Annotated in this window: 12 protein-coding genes; 9 read left to right on the top strand and 3 right to left on the bottom strand. The window is 37.0% G+C overall.

Features of this window, described 5'->3' with window-relative positions:
* Positions 1-71 precede the first annotated feature (71 nt).
* The 3 genes from VB694_RS05100 (at position 72) to VB694_RS05090 (ending at position 3,646) form a co-directional block, all read left to right on the top strand.
* Positions 72-1,466 (top strand): ATP-binding protein, encoded by a 1,395-nt coding sequence (locus VB694_RS05100; protein WP_323359231.1) that lies wholly within the window; start codon positions 72-74, stop codon positions 1,464-1,466.
* 167 nt (positions 1,467-1,633) lie between these two features.
* Positions 1,634-2,017 (top strand): hypothetical protein, encoded by a 384-nt coding sequence (locus VB694_RS05095; RefSeq protein WP_323359230.1) that lies wholly within the window; start codon positions 1,634-1,636, stop codon positions 2,015-2,017.
* Between the two features lie 237 nt (positions 2,018-2,254).
* Positions 2,255-3,646: an ATP-binding protein gene (locus VB694_RS05090; RefSeq protein ID WP_323359229.1), complete on the top strand. Its 1,392-nt coding sequence runs from the start codon at positions 2,255-2,257 to the stop codon at positions 3,644-3,646.
* Positions 3,647-3,993: 347 nt separating this feature from the next.
* Here the strand turns inward: VB694_RS05090 and VB694_RS05085 are convergent, their stop codons facing one another.
* Entirely contained in the window at positions 3,994-9,507 is a 5,514-nt protein-coding gene (locus tag VB694_RS05085; protein WP_323359228.1) for a translocation/assembly module TamB domain-containing protein, read from the bottom strand.
* A gap of 233 nt (positions 9,508-9,740) precedes the next feature.
* Here VB694_RS05085 and VB694_RS05080 point away from each other — a divergent pair, with 233 nt between their 5' ends.
* The 5 genes from VB694_RS05080 (at position 9,741) to VB694_RS05060 (ending at position 14,569) form a co-directional block, all read left to right on the top strand.
* Complete coding sequence (locus VB694_RS05080) at positions 9,741-10,154, top strand: DUF3110 domain-containing protein (protein WP_323359371.1); 414 nt, start codon at positions 9,741-9,743, stop codon at positions 10,152-10,154.
* Between the two features lie 51 nt (positions 10,155-10,205).
* Positions 10,206-11,150 (top strand): N-acetylmuramic acid 6-phosphate etherase, encoded by a 945-nt coding sequence (gene murQ, locus VB694_RS05075; protein WP_323359227.1) that lies wholly within the window; start codon positions 10,206-10,208, stop codon positions 11,148-11,150.
* Positions 11,151-11,406: 256 nt separating this feature from the next.
* Entirely contained in the window at positions 11,407-13,668 is a 2,262-nt protein-coding gene (locus tag VB694_RS05070; protein ID WP_323359226.1) for a heavy metal translocating P-type ATPase, read from the top strand.
* 12 nt (positions 13,669-13,680) lie between these two features.
* Entirely contained in the window at positions 13,681-13,911 is a 231-nt protein-coding gene (locus VB694_RS05065) for a hypothetical protein (RefSeq protein WP_323359225.1), read from the top strand.
* Positions 13,912-14,143: 232 nt separating this feature from the next.
* The gene (locus VB694_RS05060; protein WP_323359370.1) at positions 14,144-14,569 is read left to right on the top strand and encodes a heavy metal-responsive transcriptional regulator; all 426 of its coding nucleotides are present in this window, start codon (positions 14,144-14,146) and stop codon (positions 14,567-14,569) included.
* Between the two features lie 59 nt (positions 14,570-14,628).
* On the opposite strand, the gene VB694_RS05055 is transcribed toward VB694_RS05060, so the two are convergent.
* Entirely contained in the window at positions 14,629-15,873 is a 1,245-nt protein-coding gene (locus VB694_RS05055; RefSeq protein WP_323359224.1) for a hypothetical protein, read from the bottom strand.
* 289 nt (positions 15,874-16,162) lie between these two features.
* On the opposite strand from VB694_RS05055, the gene VB694_RS05050 reads away from it, so the two are divergent.
* Positions 16,163-16,942 (top strand): phosphate ABC transporter ATP-binding protein, encoded by a 780-nt coding sequence (locus VB694_RS05050; RefSeq protein ID WP_323359223.1) that lies wholly within the window; start codon positions 16,163-16,165, stop codon positions 16,940-16,942.
* An 80-nt stretch (positions 16,943-17,022) separates the two neighbouring features.
* On the opposite strand, the gene VB694_RS05045 is transcribed toward VB694_RS05050, so the two are convergent.
* Positions 17,023-17,571, bottom strand: a complete 549-nt coding sequence (locus VB694_RS05045; protein WP_323359222.1) for an NUDIX hydrolase — start codon at positions 17,569-17,571, stop codon at positions 17,023-17,025.
* Positions 17,572-17,655 lie beyond the last annotated feature (84 nt).

Below are 17,655 nucleotides of genomic sequence, written 5' to 3'. Positions count from 1 at the left end.
AAACGCAGATAAAATACAGATGAATTGTTCTTTTTTTAGATGTTTATTGTTGTTGGGGATGTCTAATTGCAATGTTGGATATAGAAGTTTTACGTCAAGTGGAATTGTTTGCCAGTTTAAATGACGAACAATTACGTTGGTTGTGTGAACAAGGAAAAGAAGTTTGGCTTCAAGCTGGTGAGATTCATCGGGCTTTTGGTGATCCCGCTGATCAAGTTTTTATTTTGATTGACGGTGAAGTGCAAATTACTCAACAAATAGGTAATGAAAAAATTGTTTTGGTAAATTATGGATCGAAAACTTTATTTGGTGAGTTGCTACTTTTAACCGGAGAAAGCAAATTACCAGGTACTGGTACAGCTGTGCAACCATGTCATATTTTGGAATTGGAAAAAGATATCTTTTGGCAAATGTTGGCTACAATGCCTAGCGTCACTACTTCTATTCTACAAACAACGGCACAGCGGTTACAGGAATTACAATCTATGTCCCAGCAACGGGAAAAATTAGCAGCTTTGGGAACAATGTCCGCTGGACTTTCTCACGAAATGAATAACCCAATGGCTGCGGTAAGACGCGGTGTTGGGGAACTACAAAAGCTGTTTCAAAATTTACCATCTTTGGTGATTCAACTTAGTCAACAGCAACTGAACAAAGAACAAATTGGATACTTGGCTTCTTTGCAAAAAGATGTAATTGCACGTCAACAAAAATCTGCTCAAATTGCTCCTTTGACTCGATGCGATCAAGAAGATGAATTAATCGATTGGTTAGAAGATCATGGTGTTAAGAATGGTTGGAAATTAGCTCCTACTTTGGTGAGTGTGGGACTCAATGGTGAAGACATTGACAAAATTATCCAGCAAGTACCAAATCAGTCTTTAGGAGATATTTTATCTTGGCTAGAAGCCACTTTAACAGGGCTGGGGTTGCTTTCTGAGCTAGAAGCAGGTTCAGCCCGTGTCTCGGAGCTTGTAAAGGCACTTCAGGATTATTCCTACATGGATCGCGCCCCTCTGCAAGAGGTGAATGTTCATGATGGATTAGAAAGTACCCTGAAAATGATGCAACACAAATTCAAAGATAGTGTAATCATCACTAAAGAATACGGTAATTTACCTAGAATTAGTGCCTATGGTAGTGAGTTAAATCAAGTATGGACTCATCTGATTGAGAATGCTTTAGATGCGATTTGTCATCAAGGTCAAATTTCTATTCGGACTAAATGCGAAAATGAACAAGTTTTGATAGAAATTATTGATAATGGAAACGGTATATCACCAGAAATTCAATCCCGCATTTTTGAACCTTTCTTTACTACTAAAAGTGTGGGACAAGGTAAAGGATTAGGTTTGGATTTCGTTTACCGAACTGTGGTTGGTAAACATAAAGGTGATATCAGATTTACCTCTTGTTCCGGTAATACTTGTTTTCAAGTTCGTCTTCCCGTTGAGATTAAAGAATAATTCAAATTGTATGACTTTAAGTGTGATAGGGAAAAATTCAAAATTCAAAAACTCCTAACTAGCAATTTACGTTAGATGAGCAGTTTTCAAAATGTACTTGATTTTTGATAGTAAATCGCATAACCTAGACGGTCAGTTATCTTCATTTTAGGAATTTTAGGAAATTTATGAATAAGAAGCTCATACTTAATCTGTTTGCCACGTCTTCCATTTTTACCTCATTAATGTCTACACTAGGGATAATCAATCCGGCTCATGCTAGTGTTAATCTTAACCAGCAATTAATACACACCAATGATAATAGTACCTGTATTACTAATCCCCACGGCCTTAAAGATTTTGTGTGTATTCGCGATTCTGAGAGAGATCCAAAAGCTGCTCCTGCACCAAAGTCGATGGTACTCGCAGCACAGCCATCTGACAGCACAGTCACAGAACTGGATTTTACGGAAGAAGAAAGCGAGGCTGCAATTAGAATATTTAAATGTGACTGTCCATTTTGTATCAATTCTTTGCGACAATTACGTGGTAGTGGCAACCTAGTGTACTGAGCTTTACAAGGACTAGCAATGGTGAATACCATCTCACTTTGTATTGCTTACTTGTTAAGAGTCAAAATTTTGGTGACTTTGACTAATGCTAATACAATTACTTACCCTGTTAATTGAAAGCAATTAAATTATGTAGAGACGTTATATATAACGTCTCAAAAATTTTTAATATCAATAAAATTTTAGAGAATCATCATCAATATGTAGAATCGTTCCGCTTTTTTGAATGAGGTTTTTATGCTGCAAGAATCCAATAATTCTCCTACTCTTTTTCCTAAGTTATCAAATGAAGTTTTACAGCATCTACAAAAATATGGAACTGAGATTAATTTGAATGTAGGTGATTATTTATTTAAAGAAGGAGATAGGAGTTATGATTTTCACGTTGTTTTAGAGGGAGAAATTAGGATAACAAAGGAAATAGGAGGACAAGAAAAAATACTTGCTCAACATCAACGCGGTGAGTTTATTGGTGAGCTTTCTATTCTCACAGAAGCTGATTCTATTGCTAGTGGATATGCAACTTTAGCGAGTCGGGTACTCAAATTAGAACTCAAAACTTTTAAACAAATTATTGCTACTTTTCCACCTTTAGCTGATATAGTTATCTCCACTTTTGCAGCAAGAACAAAAACGGTTGAACAACAATTACAACAACAGGAAAAACTCGCATCTTTGGGTAAATTATCTGCTGGAATTGCCCATGAATTGAAAAATCCAGCCGCAGCAGGAGCAAGGGTAGCAGAAGAATTACAAACTCGTTTTCAGGAAGCACAAATTTTAGCTTTACGACTAAATCAATATTCATTTACTCCAGCACAATTAGATTTTTTAGCTGATTTCCAAAGTCAAGCACAAGCTAATATTTCTACTACTAAAATTAATTTACTTCAACAAAACGATCTGGAAGATGAAATTACAGACTGGTTAGAAGAACATAAAATAAATCAAGGTTGGGAAATTACTTCAATCTTAGTTGATGCTGGTTTAGATAGTCAAAAACTAGAATTTCTCACTTCTCAAATTCCTGATGATGCTATTAATGATGTCATTCATTGGTTAGCTGCTAATTTAATAACTACAACTCTAATTAAAGAAATTGAACAAAGTAATATTCGCATTTCTGAATTAGTCAAATCTGTTAAATCTTATGCTCACACAAATCAATTTCAAGTTCATCAAGTTGATGTTCATGAAGGAATTGAAAATACTCTGACTATGCTTCGTCATAAATTAAAAGGTGGGATTGAGATAATACGAGAATATGAACAGAATTTACCTGTTATTCAAACATCTGGTAGTGAATTAAATCAGGTATGGACAAATTTAATTGATAATGCTGTGGATGCTTTAGAAGGAAAGGGAAATATTTATATCCGTACTTCTCGAAATGATCAATATTTAATTGTAGAAATTGCTGATAATGGACTGGGTATACCCCCAGAAATTCAAAATCGGATTTTTGAACCATTTTTCACTACCAAAGGAGTGGGTAAAGGTAGCGGTTTGGGTTTAGATATTATTAATGATATTATCGTTGATAAACATCATGGGCAAATCAAACTTAAATCTGAACCAGGAAATACAAGTTTTCAGATTTTTCTACCCATTGGGGTTGTACTAGGTTAAGTTTCAACATGAGATAAATAGCTCTGATTTTTAGATATAATTAGAATTTACTCAACTGGCATATTGGTAGGGTGCGTCAGACGGCATAAATCCTGTAAATAAACGTATTTTTGATATCTGACGCACCCTACAACAAATTTTTGGTATGACACTTGCGTAAGTCCTAATAATACAGGAATCCTATTTGATTGTTGGAAAAAACCTAGTTTGTAGGATGTAAATTACTAATCATGAAATTCTTAACTTCAGCTATCACTATCTTGGGTATTAGTTCTACTTTATTAGTGTCTCATCAGAGTATTGCCAAATCATCTAAAACGGAAGAATTCAGTTATCAGTTATCCGTGTTAAAACCGTCTTTCAAATTCAACAACTGCACGACTATCATCAGTTAAATTGGTGGAAGCACGGACACGAAACTCATCATTAATTCTGTAATTAATACCCCATTGGAAGGGGTCACTAGCTGTTAAAATTTTGATGCTAGAAAAAGAAAATCGGCTAGAAATATCAACACCGGCTTCTAATGCTAATTCTAAACTAGAGCTACTTTTACCGGCTTCAGGTTTATCAGAAAGAATAGTAGGAAATATCCGCAGTTCACTTAAACCAAAAACATCACCAATCTGGTTAAATGCAGATTGAAAATTATTGAAAACAGCCGAACCGGCAATGTTAATTAAACCCAATGTACTATCACCACGTCCTTGGGTGTCTACAAAACCACCTCCTAACAAAGTCACAATTTCTGTTTGTGAACGTGTGGGACTACTTTTCAATTCTAAATTCTCATTTAGTTGACTAGCAGGACCTTTAACTATGGCTTCCACACGCACACTTTCTAATGCTGATAAACCTGTAGAAATTTGTCTACTCAAATCACTAGTTTGGATGCCATCTAATACCTTAGCAAAGAGTTTAATATCTAATTCAGGATCACGTGGTTGCGAAGTTCTAAAAGTTGCAGTATGTTGATAGTTACGAGCTAAATTGAATTGAGTAGTAAATAAATTCACACCCCCTTTAGTTAATCTGATAGTTCCTATGGGTAAAGGATCACTTAAAGAACCACTGACAGTTAAATCACCAGATGCTAGAAAGTTGAAAACAGGTGGCCGCGCTATTTGCACGTTTTTTCCTAGCTTAATTAGTAAGTTATTTAATCTTGTGATTCCAGTTTCTACATCACTGGTTTTGTTTTGTTTATTAGCTGCTAGAATTGATAAATCAGAACGGTTTTTAGATAAAGTAGCGTTATCAGATTCTGTGAGTAAAACTTGACCATTAGATAATTCTATATTACCGCCAATTGTAGGTTGTAGGACAGAACCAGTAATTTCTAAATTACCACTAGCACCACCTTGATATAATCCTTTGAGATTTAATGTTAATTGTTCTAGGTTAACAGCAAGAGGATTATCTATTGTTATGCTTTCACTGTTAAAAATGGGAATTTCTCCAGCAGCTTCGATTTTACCGTTGCTAAACTGACCTTGGAGGTTTTCTACTAATACTTTATCAAAATCAAATTCTGCTGTTCCCGAAACATTGGTTAGTTTACCTTGCAATGCTTGAGCTACAAATGTAGCATTATTCAGAGAGGCAATACCTTTAACTAATGGTTGTTGTCTAGTTCCTCTCACAGTTAAATCTACTACTCCTTCTCCGTTCTCGAAGGCTATTTGATTAGTGAACAGGTTTAATAATGCTAATCCTTCATTTTTGACTTTGACATCCAGAGTAATTTGATTGTTATCTGGTTCTACAGATGCAAAAGGTAATTTATAAGGAATATCACCAGTAATTTTTACCGGTTCAGGTCCAACAGCTACAACCTGACTACCAAACTTTAAGCGGCCATCGGCATAACTGAAACCTGCGGTAGCTGATTCGATTGGTTTTTGATTGAGAGTTCCTTCTGTGATGTCTAATTGTCCTCTAGCTTTAGGATTGCTAATACTACCAGCTAAAGCTGCATCAACGTTAAGATTACCTGTAATTCCCACTGGGAGTCTGACGAAGTTATTTAATAGTTGGATGGGGAATCTATTGACTATTAATTTTCCTGATTGTTCTTCTCCACCGATATTACCAGTGAAGGCTATAAGTCTGTCTTTAGCTTCGATGCGTAAAGGTTGTAACCGTAAAATTCCTTTTTCAAAATTACCTTCAGCAATGACTTTTTCAGCCCGATAAAAACGATTAGGTTCTGTTTCTCTACCCCAAGTAAAGTTTTGTCCTTGGAGGCTAAACTGCACTGCTAGTCCGTTTTTTGTGGCGGTATTGATGGCAATTTCTCCATTGAAAATGCCTTTTAAATCTTTTAAATCGGGGATTGGTTGAGCATCTAATCGTTTTTGTTCTGCTGCTGCTATCAGGGCATCAATTTCTGCTAGACGCTGAATTTGAGTTAATAAAGGTTGATTTGGTAAGCCTCGTGAATTGGTGATTAAATCCGTAGATGTGCCGTAGCTTGGTGGTTTTAAACCTCTTTGTAAATCTTGGATTTCAAATATCTGTGCGACGGTAAGCAAGTCTTGAATGTTGCCTTTGTCGATGTTAATTTTGGCTTGGAGTTGGGGACCTTTGGTAGTTTGTTTAACAGCAGCATCAAAGAGGTAACGGCTTTGTTTGGCGATAAATTCGCTATTTGTGAGGGTGGCTGTATTATTACTATAATTTAATTGAGTGGTGAAGCGATCGCCTCTAATTCTAGCAAGTTTTGGTTGTGCGATCGCAATATTTCCCCTAGTGGCTAATGTCTTTTGATTGATTTGCAAATCTCCAGTTAACAAACCCGCTAATCCACCTTGACCTAAAATTGGATTATTCGGTAAGGTAAAATTCAAAGCTTGTAAGGGAAAATTATTAACTTTCACCGTCCAATTATCGCCTTTAGCTGCACCTGTTGCTAATGCTTGTTGCCACTGTACCAAAAAGGCGCTAGGTTGATTATTAGCATTAAATTTAGCAGCTATTCTATCTCGTTTACCTGCTACATCTAAATTTAAACCCCGTCCTTGGACTAAATTAATGTTACCAGTTAATAATGGTTCAAAGGCAAATTTCTGAACTTGTAAATTTCGTAAACCCAACGCACCAACAACATTTGGGGCTGTGATTTTCCCTGTGATTTTTCCTTTAAAATCTGCTTTTCCTGCCACATTTACAGCATTAGGTAATTTAAAAGGTAATTGTTTCAGGTCATAATTTTGCGCTTGAACATTCAGATTTAATTGCGTAATTTTGGGTATACCTGGTTGTTGAGCATTAGCTAAAATATAACCACTGGCGTTAATATTTGGGGTTCTCGCTTGGGGAATAGTTAGCTGTTGTCCATTCCAAGATAATACTGCATTTAAGGGAGAATTAATTCCCGGAATACCTTTACTAAATTGTACCTGACCCGCAGCACGCACATCAGCTAATTTCGCAGAACTTAAAAGACCTGCCACTTGTAATTGACCTGCAAATTGACCTTGTAATTGTTTATTTAAACGATTTAACTGCACAGATGAACTATTAACTACAGCTTGGTAACGACCATCAGCAACTTGAATATTAGACGCTGTAACTGTTCCCCCTGCGATATTTAACTTCGCTTGACCAGTTGCTTGGATAGTTTGCGCTTGAAAAGATTCAACAGCACCGGCAACATTAAATTGACCAACTAATAGACCTTGTAATTGAGGTGGAAGTGTTGTTAATTTCTGCACAGGTACATTGTTAACTGCAACTTGCGCTTGATAACGACCATTACTAATTTGAATATTTTTAGCTGTAATTGTGCCATTATCAACTTTTAAACTACCTTCACCAATGCCACCTAAAGTTTTAATATTGAAGTTTTCAGTATTACCTGCAATAGTAAATTTACCTGCAATGGGATTATTTAAAATTGGGGGAGATTGTTTTAAGATTTTCCCCAACCGGACATCTTTAGCTATTAAATCCGCAACAAAGTTTTTATCTTCTAACTGAAGCCGAGAAATAGCAATTTTCCCCCCAGCAATATTAATATTTGCATCTTCAGGACGAATATTAGTAACTTGAAATTTTTCCGAAGTTCCTGATATGAGTAATTTCCCGTTAAATGCTGCGTCTTGTAAAGAGATATTTTCTAGTAGTTCTTCTTTAATAAAAGGTGTTAATTTCACACCAGAAGCTTGAGCGACGGCTTGCCAACTTTGAGGATTATAACTACCATAAACCCGCACCACATTACCAGCAATATTGAGAGCGACATTACGAAAGTCAACTGTCCGATCTGGGTTGATAATTGTTTCACCAGTAGCAGCATAGGTGGCTTGTGGAGCTTGCCATTTCACTAGAGTTTGAACATTATTCGCTGCACCGCTGATGTTAGCTGTAGCTGAGACAGTACCGATTTTTAATGTCGAGTTAATCTGATCATTATAAAGTTTAGCGATCGCATCCCCTGGCACATTCCGAGCAGTTAAATTAACATTGATTTGTGGTACTTTAGCTAGTTCAATTTTTCCCGATCCGGTAACTTCACCCCCTAATGTGGTTTTTCCTTGAATATCTTTAAAAGTAAGCAGATCATCACGAGTGGAAAGCTCAAATTTACTACTAACTTTCTGAAAATCAACTTGATCAATTTTGGCAGTTTTGATATTAGTAACAGTTCCTGAAAGTATAGGTTCTTCAATATTTCCTAACATCTGTAAATCTGCTTTCACCACCCCACTTACAGGAAAAGGTGACTTAACCTTGAGAGTTTCTAGGGCATTGGAAACACTTACCGCATTGACTCTTCCTGCTAATTTAAAGCCATTTTCTCGGTCAATTATACCTGTTGCCACTAAGGGAATTTTGCCATAGTTGCTAACTAGATTATCTAACTCTATTGCCAATCCTTGAAACTTGATATTTCCCTGAGTATTGCTTAATAGTTGAGGTACTTTTGGTATTTGCAGCGTTACCCCTTGTAAAGCAGCAGAGCCATCTAATAAAGTCGGTTTTTTTGGTGTCAATTGAATTTGTAAATCACCATTTACCCGACCTGCTTGTAAATTTAGTGGTAATTTAATCAAACGAGTAACATCTGCGGCCAGTAAATCTTGCGTTTTTACCCTTAAATTACCTTCTAAAGTTGACTGAGCGCGGATCTTTCCCTCAAGGAAAATATTACCACCATTCTCTGGTTTTCCTGCTACGTCAAACTTAATCAGTTTGTTATTTTCTAACAGTTGGGCAGTTCCATATAATCCAGAAAATACCACAGGGACTGGGGACTGGGGACTGGGGACTGAGAAATTAATATTTCTTCTCTGTTCCCCTGCTTTGTCTGCTTCCCCTTCTACCCCGGTTCTCTGATTTCCTATTAACACTAACCTGGCATTACGAAAGCGCAGTTTATCTAAATCAGTTCTAATTAGTCCTGGTTTTCCTGGTGGGGCTAAAGTAGTAGTAATCCAGCGGTCTTGTTGATCCTGTTCAACATAAATATCTGGGTTAATGAGAGTGACATCTAATTTGAGTTGGCGATTAATAACTAACTGCCACGGATCAAAGCTTACATTTACAGCTTCTATAGTTACTCGATCTGTATCCGTAGGCGTTGCGGGAATAGCTGAAGCAGCAAACCTGACCCCTGTTAGAGAAAATTCTTTGACTTGTCCGAGTTCGACTGGACGGTTAAGGGTATTGGTAAGATTTTTTTGTGCTAAGGGTGCTAACTCTGTTTGGATAAAATCCCGTAACCGCCAAATACCACCGATGATTAAGAGCAGCAACAATGCTCCTAAAGTCATGCCACCACGACTCAATATCATCAACCAGATGCGTTTAGGGCTTGTGGTTAGGGTGCGAGAATCTTGATTGGAAGAGTTAGACATAGGTTTTCACTCTTGAAATTGCCGGATATAATTGGCAAACTGCTATTTATAATTAGCACAATTTTGAACTATGCCACTTCTAGGATACAGTTATCAGTTACCAGTGGGAAAAGCAAAGAGGCAAAAGGCAGAAGGCAAAAGTTAAATTCAACCCAGTCACCAGTCCCCAGTCACCAGTCCCCAGTTCCCTGATTAAATATAAATAATATAGAAGTGAACTCAAAGGATGAATGATGCGTGTTTTTGTACTAATTTTTAATGCTGGCACTGACAATGAAGGGATTCACTCGATTCGGGTTGGTAATCGTAATAAAATCATGATGTTCGAGTCGGAAGATGATGCCACACGCTTTGGTTTAATGTTAGAAGCTCAAGATTTCCCAACTCCGACAGTGGAGATGATGAATGCTGACGATATCAAGGAATTTTGTGAAGGTGCGGGCTTTGACTGGGAAGTTGTTCCAGAAAATAGTAATTTGGTCATTACGCCTCCAGAATTGAATGTAGACGAAACTGATTGGCAAGCAGACGCTAAAACCCAGGATAATAATGATTCCTACCGTCCCAGTCCACCAAGGGAGACAGAAACGGAAATTTCTGATTCTGATCTAGACAGTCTCCGTCGCCGATTAGAAGGGTTATTGTAGTTAGTCAGGGAACAGGGAAGAATAACAACTGACAACTGACAACTAACAAACATGACAAACTTGCAGGAACGCGGGCATCTTCTCACAGAACAGGTAAATCCTAATAGTCTGAATTTAGACCAACTCAATGCTTTGGAGTTGGTGGAATTATTTAATGACGAAGACCAAAAAGCTGTAGCTGCGGTGGCTGGGGCTAAGGTTGAGTTGGCAGCAGCTATTGAACGCACGGCGGAACGTTTACATCAAGGTGGACGGTTATTTTACATCGGTGCGGGAACAAGTGGCAGATTAGGGGTATTAGATGCGGCTGAATGTCCTCCTACTTTCTGCACACCCCCAGAGTTGGTACAGGGCATTATTGCGGGTGGTGCGGGGGCGCTGTTACGCAGTTCTGAGGGTTTGGAAGATTTGGCAGAAGATGGAGAAAGTGCGATCGCCCAACGTCACATTACCCAACTCGATGTAGTCGTCGGTATCACCGCTGGGGGAACTACTCCTTATGTTCACGGTGCTTTAAATGCTGCTCGTCAACGGGGAGCTTTAACTGTTTTTATTGCCTGTGTTCCTGCTGAACAAGTAGATTTTGATGCTGATATTGATATTCGTTTGTTAACAGGTCCAGAAATTTTAGCCGGTTCAACTCGTTTGAAAGCGGGTACTGCTACTAAACTGGCTTTAAATATCCTTTCTACCAGCGTGATGGTGAAATTGGGGAAAGTTTACGGTAATAGAATGGTGGATGTTGCGGTTACAAATCAAAAATTACGCGATCGCGCTTTGAGAATTTTACAAGATTTAACCGGTTTAAGTCGAGAAGCCGCAGGTTTTTTATTAGAACGCAGTGGTAAATGGGTGAAACTAGCTTTATTAATGCACTGGACAGATTTAGATAAAACCGCAGGTGAGGAACTTTTAGCAGCGCATCAGGGTAATTTGCGTGTGGCGGTGGATAGTTATAAGAGGAGTCAGGAGTCAGGAGTCAGAAGTCAGGAGTAATACCTTGTTATCTCGTTCCCAGTCTCCGACTGGGAATGCAATCTTTGAGTCTCTGACTCTAATTTAATTGTTATTCAAGGCAGAGCCTTGATCATTCATTCCCATACAGAGTATGGGAACAAGAAAAACTCGTTTTAAGAGTCAAGCAGACATCAATAAATCAATCAATCAAAAATTTTTCCCCTTACCCCTTGACTCTCCAGTTAACTGGAGGATGGAAGATGATATCAGTTGTTAATTATCCTCAAATCCAGTTATGGAAACCACCACCCTCAAACTACGCGGGATGAGTTGTGCATCTTGCGCTAACAGTATTCAAGATGCTATTAATTCTCTACCAGGTATCAGTAAATGTATTGTTAACTTTGGTGCAGAACAAGCCATAGTTACATATAACCCCCAAATTACAGATTTACCAACAATTCAAAACGCCGTAGAAGCAGCAGGTTATTCAGCTTACCCACTGCAAAAACAGCAAATTCTACTAGGAGAAGATGACAAAGAAAAAAGATATCGTCAGCAAGAATTACGCCAATTAACGCAAAAACTGACAGTGGGAGGAATCATTAGTAGTTTATTATTAATCGGTTCATTACCAATGATGACCGGATTAAATTTACCATTTATTCCCGCATGGTTACATAATTCTTGGACGCAATTAATCTTAACTACTCCTGTGCAATTTTGGTGTGGTTATTCCTTCTATATCAATGGTTGGAAAGCTTTTAAACGTCATGCAGCCACAATGGATACTTTGATTGCATTGGGAACAAGTGCGGCTTATTTTTATTCAGTCTTTGCTACATTATTACCCAATTTTTTCATCAATCAAGGATTAACACCAGATGTCTATTATGAAACTGCTGCTATAGTCATTACCTTAATTTTATTAGGTAAACTATTTGAAAATCGCGCTAAAGGACAAACTTCCGATGCTATTCGTAAATTAGTAGGTTTACAGGCGAAAACAGCCCGATTAATTCGCAATGGTCAAGAAATTGATGTCCCATTAGAAGAAGTGCAAATTGGTGATGTAATCTTAGTTCGTCCTGGGGAAAAAATCCCCGTCGATGGTGAAATAATTTCAGGAACATCAACAATTGATGAAGCTATGATTACCGGGGAAAGTGTACCCGTGAAAAAATATCCAGGAGATGAAGTCATTGGAGTAACAATTAATCAAACCGGCAGTTTTCAATTTAAAGCTACCAGAGTGGGTGCAGATACGGTATTAGCGCAAATCGTTCAATTAGTACAACAAGCACAAGGTTCTAAAGCCCCTATTCAAAGATTAGCAGACCAAGTAACAGGTTGGTTTGTACCTGCGGTCATAGCAATTTCTCTGCTGACTTTTATTATTTGGTTTAACTTTACAGGCAACTTTACCCTATCACTAATTACCACAGTGGGAGTTTTAATTATTGCTTGTCCTTGTGCTTTGGGTTTAGCAACACCTACATCTGTAATGGTAGGAACAGGAAAAGGTGCAGAAAATGGGATTTTAATTAAAGGTGCAGAAAGTCTAGAATTAGCCCATAAAATCCAAACTATAGTGTTAGATAAAACTGGCACTATTACCCAAGGAAAACCCACGGTTACAGATTTTATCACTGTTAATGGGACAGCCGCAAGTAATGAAATAAAATTACTAAAACTAGCTGGTTCTTTGGAAAGAAATTCAGAACATCCTTTAGCAGAAGCTGTAGTTAAATATGCTCAAAATCAAGAAATTGATTTGATAGATGTTAGAGATTTTGCAGCAATTACCGGAAGTGGAGTTCAGGGTTTAGTTGATAATCATCTTGTACAAATTGGTACAGAAAAATGGATGGCAGAATTAGAAATTAATATCCAAGAATTGCAAGCATCTAAACAGCGTTTAGAGTATTTGGGAAAAACAGTAATTTTGATGGCTATTGATGGTAAAATTCAAGGATTAATGGGTATTGCTGATGCTATTAAACCCACTTCCCCACAAACTGTTAAAGCTTTACAAAAAATGGGTTTAGAAGTGGTAATGTTAACAGGTGATAATAGTCGTACTGCTAATACAATTGCCCGTGAAGTTGGCATTGATAGAGTATTTGCTGAAGTGCGTCCTGACCAAAAAGCAGCCACAATTCAAAGATTACAAACAGAAAGAAAAATTGTAGCGATGGTTGGAGATGGAATTAATGATGCACCAGCGTTAGCGCAAGCAGATGTAGGTATTGCAATTGGGACAGGAACAGATATTGCGATCGCTGCTAGTGATATTACACTTATTTCTGGTGATTTACAAGGGATTATTACCGCCATTCAACTCAGTCGCGCTACCATTAGAAACATTCAACAAAACCTATTTTTCGCCTTCATTTATAACGCTGTGGGTATTCCTATTGCGGCTGGTATTCTCTTTCCTATGTTTGGTTGGTTATTAAACCCAATTATCGCTGGTGCAGCAATGGCTTTTAGTTCGGTTTCTGTGGTAACAAATGCTTTGCGACTGCGTAATTTTCAACCCAAAGCAATTATTTAAAGGAGGTCAAAAATGTTAAACAAAAAGATAATTATTAGCAATCTTGCTACCTATGGATTAATGTTGAGTTTAGCGACTACTACAGCCATAGCTAATCCTCATCATGCAACAGAGAAAAAACAAACAGCAAAATTTCAAACTATCGAACAACCATTATCAATTAAAACGGCTGTATCATTAGGAGGATTAGCATTAATTGGTATGGAATTATGGTGGTTTTTAATCAGGAAACCCAAATTATAAAAAATAGAAGTTTAATAAAATTTAACTTTTAATTCTTAACTTTCTAGCCAACTGGAGAGTTTATGATTAAGTAGAAGTCAGGACTTACGCAACTGACATATTGGTAGGGTGCGTCAGACTGCATAAATCCTGCAAATAAATGTATTTTTGATATCTGACGCACCCTACACCAGATTTTTGGTGTGACACTTACGTAAGTCCTAGAAGTTTAACTAGAGTGGTAAGTCAGATGATGTTAACTCAAGACAGTCTAAAACTCATTGGTGCAGTTGCAAAGGAAAGCGGTGTACCAATAAAAACCATTCGCTACTATGAAGAATTAGGTTTACTTAAAGTATCGGGAAGAACAGAAGGAGGATATAGAATATTTGCAACAGATGTTTTCATGAGATTGAAATTTATTAAACGCGCTCAAAATTTAGGGTTAACTTTATCGGAAATCAAAGAATTTTTGAATGTTCATGATGAAGGTGAATTACCTTGTGAACATATCAAAATAAAACTGCAAGACAAGTTAACAGAAATTGATGAACAAATTCAACAACTACTAATTTTAAAACAAGATTTATCACGACTACTTCAAGGATGGGAAAATATACCTGAATCCCAAACCAAAAACCAATCAGAAACAATTTGTCCTATCATTGAAAAGATGTGAAAACCCTATTGAAATTTTTAACCCATCTACCTGCAATGTCAGGAATTATTGGTCATTAATTACAAGTTACCTTTTGATAAGGTTTCAATTTTCTGAGTAAAGTATGTTTCTTGATGTTTGAGTTGTTGGGCTAGTTCTAATCCTTTTTGAAAAGCTATTAATGCTTGTGGATCTTCTTTTTTTTCTAAATACAATTGCCCAATTTGATCATAAGCTTGCATCAAACCATAAAAATTAGTAGTTAGTTTTTCAGTTTCTAATAAAATCTGACTAGCTTGCAAAGCTTCATCAATTTGGTTTTGGGAACGGTACAGCTTAATTAATTTCTGCAAAGCTTCACTAGCACTGACATATTGTTCTAATTTCCAAGCTGTTACATAAGCTTCTTGATAATTATTAAATGCTTCTTGCAATAAATTGGGATTTTCTCTGGCTACAGATTGATAATTTTCCGCTATGGCTATTTTTAAAGCCGGAAGTTGAGTCAAATTATTCTCTCTAGTGTAAATTGCTGCTAACTTATTCAAGACATTTATTGCTTGTTGGGGCTGTTTTCCCTGTTCATAAATATAAGCTAGTTGTTGCAAATACACAATTTCATTTGGCTGATCATTTTGTTTTATCGCTAAATTTAACAATTCTTGGTAAGTTGTAGCTGCTTGGGAATAATCAAACCAACTTAGAGATAATTCCCCAATTTTCTTGAGAGTTTCTAATTCAGCAGTATTATTATTTTGCTTTTTCACTAATGTTAAAATCTGCTGATAAGCTCCTACAGCCAGTTTAGGAATACGCACATTTTGATAAGCTTCAGCAAGCGATCGCCATAATTCTAAATCAGTGCTTTTTTGAGTCAACATCTGTTTTTCAATTACTTGCAATCTGTCAGTAATATATTTTACCTGCTGGCGTTCATTTTCCTGCCAAGCGATTCCTGCGGAGCGCTGCGCTATCGCACCCACCCGTGATAATGCTTCAAGTTCAGCTAATGAACCTAAAAAGCGCCGCAGTCGTAATTCTCGGTTCCAAATAGCAAAAGCTGTTTCCTGATCACCCGCTTGTAATTTAGTTGTAGCTTCTTGATTTAACTCATTTAATGCGATTTCTAGTTTTTGCAGTTCTTCAGCAGTTAACGGCTGTTTTTTCACTGTATCTCTGACCAGAGGATCAGGTGTGGTCATCTCCAATGGACCAGGAGGAAACTTATCCATTTCTTCAGGCTTTTTACCTTCTGCTAGTGTGACAAAACTGCACAGATGCCAGCACATAATAGTAGTAACTACAAAACTTAAGCGTCTTAACATAAAATCTTTATTTTCTTGATTTTTGAATGTGTTAATTTTTATGTCACCATACACAGTAATATGGTAGAAATTAGTGATTGAAATTCTCTAAAAAATACAAGATACATCTACTTACACTTATAAACTGCTGCAAACACCTAATAAGCAAATAATTGCTGTTTATCTATCTTACACACCAGTCACTCAATCAATGTAGTAGCATAATCAAATGTTAGCACTAACTTTTTATTTTTGATGTTTATTTTTACTATGTTTCTCAAATAATAGTTGTTATATCCGTTTTGTCAGCATGAGTAAAATAATTCCTGCCATCAGAGTCAAAAATTTTAGCTTTTATTACGACCATCAAAAAATCATTGAAGATGTGTCAATGGATATTCCTCAAAATAAAATCATCGCCATTATGGGACCTAGCGGTTGCGGAAAATCTACTTTTCTGAAATCTCTCAATCGCATGAGTGAATTAGAAGGAGAAGTAAACATTGAAGGGATAGTAGAATTTTTTGGACAAAATATTTATGGTCGTCGTGTTAATTTAAATCGGCTACGTCGTCAAATTACTACAATTTATGCCAAACCAAATCTTTTCCCCATGAGCATTTATGACAATGTTGCTTATGGAGTAAAACTAATCGGATGGCATCCCAAAGTAGAATTAGATGAAATTGTTGAGTTAGCACTTAAAGCCGCCGATCTCTGGGAAGAATTCAAAAATAAACTACATAAATCTGCTCTAGAATTATCTTGTGGACAACAACAACGTTTGTGTATTGCCCGTGCTTTAGCAGTCAAACCGCAAATTATCCTCATGGATGAATTGGGTGTAGGAATTGATCCCATTGCTATTGCCAAAATTGAAGAACTGATCGAATGTTTACGTTCGGAATTAACAATTGTCTTTGTTTCTCACAACATCCAGCAAGTTTCTAAATTATCAGATTTTACAGCTTTATTTCACTACAATGAAAATCACATTGGGCAACTTCTAGAATTTGCTCCCACCAAAAAAATCATCAATCATTCTTTTGATTATCGCCATCGTGATTATGTTTCTACCCGTTTCCGTTAAATAGGAGATACTAACCTTCAATAATGAATGGTTAGCCTGTGGATTATTTTGTGCCGACACTTCGAGAATCAAGCAGGAAATTACATCAAAAACGAACGAGCCATGAAAAAGCTGGCTATAGTTTTAGCATCTACAGGTTGTCCTTCATGAATAGCTGTTTCTAATTCTTCAGGAGTCAAAAATACTGTTTCCATATCTTCATCATCTTCTTGCTGTGGGGGTGTTTCCAGCTTTTCCAAATCTCTAGCCAAGAAAGCATAGATAATTTCATCGGAATAACCAGGAGCTAAGAAAAACTCGCCTATTTTATCCCACTTATGAGCGCGGTAGCCAGTTTCTTCTTCAATTTCCCTTTTTACTGTTTCCAAGGGTTCTTCATTAGGTTCTATAGTTCCTGCTGGAAATTCTAACAATCTGCCTTGAACTGCAAAGCGATACTGACGCACAAGGATAAGTTTACCCTCAGAGGTGACAGGAATAGCCAGAGCGCCACCAGGATGACGAATACACTCCCATTCTCCTTCAGATTTATTGGGTAAACGCAAGCGATTAACTTCAAAGTCAAACTTGCGTCCTTTATGAAATAAACGTTGCTTGAGTAGCTGTGGTAATTCTCTACCTAGTGGCATAGTTAAATTCTATTGTCTGTAGATACACAGAATATATACGGGATGGTGTGATGAAATCAGGGCTTTTTTGCGTTGAGTGATTGG

The sequence above is a fragment of the Anabaena sp. UHCC 0451 genome (assembly GCF_034931405.1).
Lineage (GTDB): Bacteria > Cyanobacteriota > Cyanobacteriia > Cyanobacteriales > Nostocaceae > RDYJ01.
This window is presented reverse-complemented; position numbering and strand designations above follow the sequence as displayed.

Coding starts and splice junctions, on each gene's coding strand:
- VB694_RS05055 (WP_323359224.1), bottom strand. CDS start 15,873: ATGTTAAGACGCTTAAGTTTTGTAGTTACTACTATTATGTGCTGGCAT.
- VB694_RS05070 (WP_323359226.1), top strand. CDS start 11,407: ATGGAAACCACCACCCTCAAACTACGCGGGATGAGTTGTGCATCTTGC.
- VB694_RS05060 (WP_323359370.1), top strand. CDS start 14,144: ATGTTAACTCAAGACAGTCTAAAACTCATTGGTGCAGTTGCAAAGGAA.
- VB694_RS05065 (WP_323359225.1), top strand. CDS start 13,681: ATGTTAAACAAAAAGATAATTATTAGCAATCTTGCTACCTATGGATTA.
- VB694_RS05080 (WP_323359371.1), top strand. CDS start 9,741: ATGCGTGTTTTTGTACTAATTTTTAATGCTGGCACTGACAATGAAGGG.
- VB694_RS05085 (WP_323359228.1), bottom strand. CDS start 9,507: ATGTCTAACTCTTCCAATCAAGATTCTCGCACCCTAACCACAAGCCCT.
- VB694_RS05095 (WP_323359230.1), top strand. CDS start 1,634: ATGAATAAGAAGCTCATACTTAATCTGTTTGCCACGTCTTCCATTTTT.
- VB694_RS05050 (WP_323359223.1), top strand. CDS start 16,163: ATGAGTAAAATAATTCCTGCCATCAGAGTCAAAAATTTTAGCTTTTAT.
- murQ (WP_323359227.1), top strand. CDS start 10,206: ATGACAAACTTGCAGGAACGCGGGCATCTTCTCACAGAACAGGTAAAT.
- VB694_RS05045 (WP_323359222.1), bottom strand. CDS start 17,571: ATGCCACTAGGTAGAGAATTACCACAGCTACTCAAGCAACGTTTATTT.
- VB694_RS05090 (WP_323359229.1), top strand. CDS start 2,255: ATGCTGCAAGAATCCAATAATTCTCCTACTCTTTTTCCTAAGTTATCA.
- VB694_RS05100 (WP_323359231.1), top strand. CDS start 72: ATGTTGGATATAGAAGTTTTACGTCAAGTGGAATTGTTTGCCAGTTTA.